At 35.3% G+C, this 2,319-nt stretch carries 3 protein-coding genes; 2 read left to right on the top strand and 1 reads right to left on the bottom strand.

The features are described 5' to 3' along the window. Window positions 1-34: 34 nt before the first annotated feature. Window positions 35-439, top strand: a complete 405-nt coding sequence (locus ACTNBK_RS16900) for a GTP pyrophosphokinase (RefSeq protein ID WP_441147843.1) — start codon at window positions 35-37, stop codon at window positions 437-439. A gap of 36 nt (window positions 440-475) precedes the next feature. Beyond that, window positions 476-2,035 (top strand): cardiolipin synthase, encoded by a 1,560-nt coding sequence (cls, locus tag ACTNBK_RS16895; RefSeq protein WP_008396523.1) that lies wholly within the window; start codon window positions 476-478, stop codon window positions 2,033-2,035. A 20-nt stretch (window positions 2,036-2,055) separates the two neighbouring features. Here cls and ACTNBK_RS16890 read toward each other — a convergent pair. After that, a partial coding sequence (locus tag ACTNBK_RS16890) for a hypothetical protein (RefSeq protein ID WP_441147840.1) occupies window positions 2,056-2,319 on the bottom strand: 264 nt, incomplete at its 5' end.

Below are 2,319 nucleotides of genomic sequence, written 5' to 3'. Positions count from 1 at the left end.
ACCTAAAGGGTAGCGTTTATTTCAGGTGCTGACAATGGCTCTTTTTATTTGCCATTGGGGTGCTCACTTTTTGAGTACCATTTGCTACATTTTCATTTTACCGAAAACAAAACAGGATGATATTAAAGTTATTGAAATAAAAGATTATATAAAAAATCCAAAATCGAATGGTTATCGAAGCTATCATATGATTGTTGAAATACCAGTATTTTTTGCTAAGGGTAAAACACCTATGCGTGTAGAATTACAGATTCGAACCAATGGTATGGATTTCTGGGCAACGTTGGAACATCAACTTCGCTATAAAAAAGGAATTGAAGAAATGCCTGGCTATGATGAGATAAGTGAAGAATTACTTCATTCTGCAAGAGCTATCATTGAAGCAGATAATGAAATGCAGAGAATAAAAGACAAAATTGGTATGTTCCACGAAATTTAAGCAGAAATTTGATCGAGTAGAAAGGTTGGAATATATATGAAACAAGATACTTTAGAAGGAAAAGCGAAAACAAAAAACGGAGTAAAACGATTGTGTTTTTCCATAGTCTGCATTCTTCTAGAAGTAGTTTTTATTATTACTATTGTAACACGCTTAAATGAATATGCAGAAATCATAAATCTATTTACAAGGATTTTAAGTGGAATTTTAGTTTTGGGATTGTATGCATCAGATAAGACATCTTCCATGAAAATGCCTTGGGTTATATTAATTTTAATTTTCCCAATTATGGGTGTAGGCCTATATTTATTGATTGGTTTGAATGGCGGCACACATAAAATGCGTGAGCGATATGCAGAAATTGATAGCAAATTGTTACCAATGCTTTCCGATAATCAGGAGTGCTTAAACAGAATAAACGAAACGATTCCGAAGGCAGGAAATATTGCAAGTTATATACAAAGAAATTCGCAGTATCCAATCTATCAGAATACGGATATTGTGTATTTTGATGAAGCAGTGAAAGGATTAGAGGCACAGCTTAAGGATTTGGAGAAAGCACAAAAGTTTATCTTTATGGAATATCATGCGATAGAAGACGCTGAAGCATGGCATAAGATTCAAGATGTTCTGGAAGAGCGAGTAAAAGCAGGTGTGGAAGTTAGAGTATTCTACGATGATATGGGTTCTATAGGCTTTATTAACACAGATTTTGTGAAAAAAATGGAGGCAATAGGAATTCATTGCCGTGTATTCAATCCGTTTATGCCAGGTTTAAATCTGTTTTTGAACAATCGTGATCATAGAAAAATAACAGTTATTGATGGAAAAGTCGGATTTACAGGTGGATATAATCTAGCAAACGAATATTTTAATTACACACACCCGTATGGACAGTGGAAAGATACAGGTATTCGTTTAGAAGGAGATGCTGTTCAGTCGCTTACAGTGACATTTTTAGAAATGTGGAATGCTGTTAGTGAAAAAGCTACGAATGATACTGATTTTAGTAAATACATTATTCATTACGATTATAAAGCACAGCAAACAGGTTTTGTTCAGCCTTATGCAGACAGTCCTATGGATAATGAGCAGGTCGGAGAAGAAGTTTATATCAGTATGATAAATAAAGCTGAAAAATATTGTTGGTTTATGACTCCATATCTAATCATAACAGATGAAATGACGCATGCGTTATGTCTGGCTGCTAAGCGAGGGGTAGACGTAAGAATTATCACACCTGGTATCCCTGATAAAAAATTCATTTATAATGTAACTCGTTCTTTTTATCATGGATTAGTTAAACATGGTGTTCGTGTTTATGAGTGGACTCCTGGTTTCTGTCATGCAAAAATGAGTGTGGCAGATGACTGTATGGCAACTTGTGGAACAATTAATTTGGATTATCGAAGTTTATATCACCATTTTGAAAACGGCTGTTTTATGGCAGATTGTCAGGCAGTTGTGGAAATAAAAAATGATCTGATAAGAACGATGGGAGAATGTCGTGATGTGACAGACCAATATCAAACCGGACGAAGTGCATATTTGCGACTGGGACAATTATTTATGAGATTATTTGCTGGATTGCTATAAGAATCTGATGAAACGACCTTTCAAAAAACAGTTGATTTAGAAGTTAACTTTTTTTGAAAGGCCGTTTTTGCTATATCTAACAGTCTGTTGTACAAAGAAGATTTTGCATGGATGAAAAAAACAAACCTTGTTGAGGTTAAATTGGGTCGTGTCAAGAATTTTTCGCACTTTAGGGTGCCGTCAAGATTTATGCGCAAAATTATTTGCAGGCTCCGGCTGAATGAAGTCAACCGGCAATAGAGGCGTCGTCCAGAGCCGCCTCCAAGTGCTTCATGTTCATGTAT

Origin of the sequence: Intestinimonas sp. HCP28S3_D6, from assembly GCF_052065695.1 — a bacterium.
GTDB lineage: Bacteria > Bacillota > Clostridia > Oscillospirales > Oscillospiraceae > Intestinimonas.
Note: the sequence above shows the minus strand (reverse complement) of the source record. Positions and strands in the feature narration are given on the sequence as shown.